Below are 3,521 nucleotides of genomic sequence, written 5' to 3'. Positions count from 1 at the left end.
CTGAGAGTGAGGGCGAAGGGAGTGTGCTAACGCACATGACCAAGCCCGAATCTCGAAAGTGACGCCGCAGATGGGGTATTATGCAAAGGTCTCCTGAGGTAACCACTCCTCCTACATACCATATATACGAGAGAGCCCTCTCCCCGAAGGTCGGGAAGAGGGCTCTCTCATGGTTTATAGCAAAGAGGGATTACTGACGATCCTTATAGGCCTTCAGTCCGCCTCTCAGCCAGATGATGTACTTGTCCACATCCTCATCAAAGCCATAGCTGGCGGCGAGGGGATGGCCGGTATTGTCGAGCATAACGTAGAAAGGCTGAGCATTGGAGCCAAACTTCGTCCGCTGGAAGTAGCTCCACCGCTCACCGACCGTCTTTAGCGTGCGGCGGTCACCATTCGTCTCGGTCACCTCAAGGGGCTGAGGGAGGCGGGTCTTGTCGTCGACGATCAGCGTGATCAGCACGAAGTCATTGTCCAGGATGTCCTTCACCGTAGGATCGGTCCAGACGGAGGCCTCCATCTTGCGGCAATTGACGCAACCGTAGCCGGAGAAGTCGATGATCACCGGCTTGCCCTCACGCTTGGCATAGGCCATACCCGCCTCGTAGTCGTCAAACTTGGCGTGCACCTCGCTGTCGTAGAGATTGAAGTCCTGCGTCGTCAGCGGAGGAGCGAAGGCGCTGATCGCCTTGAGCGGCGCACCCCAGAGACCGGGTACCATATAGATGCCGAAGGCAAAGACGATCGTCGCCAGCAGGGTGCCAAACCAGGAGACCGACTCCTTCTTATCATCCGCCGGGAAGCGAATGATCCCGAGGAGGTAGAGACCGAGGAGGAAGGATATGGCGATCCAGAGTGCTACAAACGTCTCCCTGTCGAGGATGTGCCAGCCGTAGGCGAGGTCTGCCACGGAGAGGAACTTGAGAGAGAGTGCTAGCTCGATGAAGGCGAGGACCACCTTCACACTATTGAGCCAGCCACCACTCTTCGGCATACTCTGGAGCCAATTGGGGAAGATGGCGAAGAGGGTAAAGGGCAGCGCAAGCGCGAGGGCGAAGCCCAGCATGCCGAGCGTTGGTCCGAGGATATTGCCCTCCGCAGCAGCCTGTACCAGCAGTGTACCGATGATCGGTCCGGTGCAGGAGAAGGAGACCAGCACCAGAGTAAAGGCCATGAAGAAGATACTCAGCAGACCGGACGAGGTGGAGGCGCTGGTGCTTATCTTATTGGTCCAGGAGGAGGGTAGCGTGATCTCGAAGGCGCCGAAGAAGCTGATCGAGAAGACCACCAGCAGGAGGAAGAGGAAGATATTGAATATCGCATTGGTCGACAGCTCATTCAGCGCACTGGCTCCGAAGATACCGGTGACGAGCAGTCCGAGGGCGACGTAGATCACCACGATCGAGAGACCGTAGATGATCGCATCTCGGAGGGCGCTCTTCTTACTCTGTGACCGGTGCATGAAGAAGCTCACCGTCATCGGGATGATCGGCCAGACGCAGGGGGTAAAGAGTGCCACCAGACCGCCGAGGAAGCCGAGGATAAAGATCTTCCAGAGAGACGTATCGGGGCTGGTAAAGTTCTTGTCCCCGTAGGCTCTCAGCTCGCTCTCAACCGACTCGTAGAGTGCCGCATCGTCCGTGTCCGCCGCCCCCTCAGTCAGAGCGACAGGCTCAGGAGCAGGCTCATCAGCCGTGACCGCACCACCCTCCTCCACATCAGTAGCGGGGACGGAGGTGACGGCAGTCTTGAGATCCTTGGGTCCGTAAGAGAAGGAGTAACGATCGGGAGGCGTGCAGGTCTCATCATTGCACGCCTGCCAGATCAGATCCCCCTGGATGACGAAGTTTGTCGGGTCGAGGATCTGCACCTTCTGCGTAAAGGTCACCTTGCCATCAAACGTGGTGAGGTCCATCGCAAAATTGGGATCATACGTAGTGGCGGGCTTCCGGTCAGGAGTCAGACCGGTCAGCGCCTTGATCCCCTTACTCTCGGAGAGATCTGCCGTGGTCACGGTGGGACCGTCCTTGGGCAGGTCCACACCATATATATGCCAGCCGGACTGGATCGTCGCCGTGTAGGTGAGCGTCACCACGCCGTCAGCATCATTGGTCTGCGTGGTCTCCCACCGCACAATGTTCTCAAACATCTGAGCACCTGCCGGTATGGAGCAGATGGTCGCCAGAAGGAGTGCGAAGAGTGTGACTAAATGCTTACGCATATCTGTGAGTCAGTATAAAAGTTTGGTGTAAAGGTCTTCATAATGGAGCTTAGGAGAGTAGCGATCGAGCTACTCCCCGGTCTCCCGCTTATCCTGTGCCAGTAATAGTCTGAAGTGCGAGGGAATCGGACGTCTCAGGTGAACCGTCTCCCCCGTGTGAGGCATCGTCAGCTCCAGCTCAGTCTGCGCCAGGGCGATCTGATCCCTTGCACAGAAGCGTGAGTGGTACCGTATGTCGCCGAAGATCCGGAGCTTATTGTCCCCGAAGATCTTACGCACCGAGTAGATCCGCGACCCCACCACATCCGCCTCCACGAGGTGGAGGTTACCTCCCGCCGAGCTGGTGAGAGGCTGTACCTCAGCCCGGACCACGGTCTCCGTGCGGGCGGCGGTGCGTCCCCTCTTCTCCTCATCACCCGGAGTGGACACCGAGGTGAGCTCAAAGGCCTCCGTCGTCGGTAGCGTCCCCTCCACCACGAGCGCATAGCGCTGATGATGAACGGCGCTGCTCCAGCGGCGAGCAAGGCGCTCCTTCGCCTCCGTGGTCTTGGCGAAGACGACAAATCCGGCGGAGCTCTTATCGAGCCGGCTGAGCATGAAGAGCTTAGCGGCGGGGTTGCTCTTCTTATAGTGACGACTGAGGATATACATCACCGTATTGTGCGGATCCTTATGGGCGGTATTCACTGTGGGGATGCCGGTTTTCTTATAGACCACGACGTACTCCTCATCCTCCCACTCTATGGAGATGAGGTGATGAGAGAATGGAGCGACCGGTGCCAGCCGATGCACCGTCACGGTCGTGCCGGTCTCCACCATCAGCGTCGCCATCGTCGTCGGCTCCTCCGCCACGGAGACCCTCCCCGAGGCGACGAGGCGCTTGGCGGCCGTGCGGGAGCGTCCTGACTTCGCCATGATGAGATCGAGGAGTGCTTGAGGCTCCTCAGGGCTATAGCTCTCCTGTACGGGAGAGGTATTGACCGAGGACGAGAGCCGACGGGCAGGCTTACGAGACGAGCCGCCGCCTCTCCGTGCGGGCGAGGCGGACCGACTCGGTCGCTTATTGGACGATCTCCGGTGAGATCGGGGTGTATTGCTCTTAGCCAAGTTGTAGTGATCTATATGTCTTACAGGCAAAGGTATCTAAAATGGCGCATATCTCTAATAGCCCACTGGTCCGACCAGGGCTGACGCAGTTGAGCACAGGGGTAATCATATACCTAGAGGGCTTATCCGTGAGGCACCCGAAGGGTGCTCGCTCCATAGGCATCGGTCATCCGCGAAGCGGATGACCGATGTA

At 58.2% G+C, this 3,521-nt stretch carries 2 protein-coding genes; both read right to left on the bottom strand.

Features of this window, described 5'->3' with window-relative positions:
• Nucleotides 1–190: 190 nt before the first annotated feature.
• Entirely contained in the window at nucleotides 191–2,221 is a 2,031-nt protein-coding gene (locus B088_RS08055; RefSeq protein WP_018107917.1) for a protein-disulfide reductase DsbD family protein, read from the bottom strand.
• A 69-nt stretch (nucleotides 2,222–2,290) separates the two neighbouring features.
• On the bottom strand, nucleotides 2,291–3,328 hold the full coding sequence (locus B088_RS08050; RefSeq protein WP_018107916.1) for a pseudouridine synthase: 1,038 nt from the start codon (nucleotides 3,326–3,328) through the stop codon (nucleotides 2,291–2,293).
• Nucleotides 3,329–3,521: the final 193 nt, after the last annotated feature.

The sequence above is a fragment of the Porphyromonas bennonis DSM 23058 = JCM 16335 genome, assembly GCF_000375645.1.
Lineage (GTDB): Bacteria > Bacteroidota > Bacteroidia > Bacteroidales > Porphyromonadaceae > Porphyromonas_A > Porphyromonas_A bennonis.
Note: the sequence above shows the minus strand (reverse complement) of the source record. Positions and strands in the feature narration are given on the sequence as shown.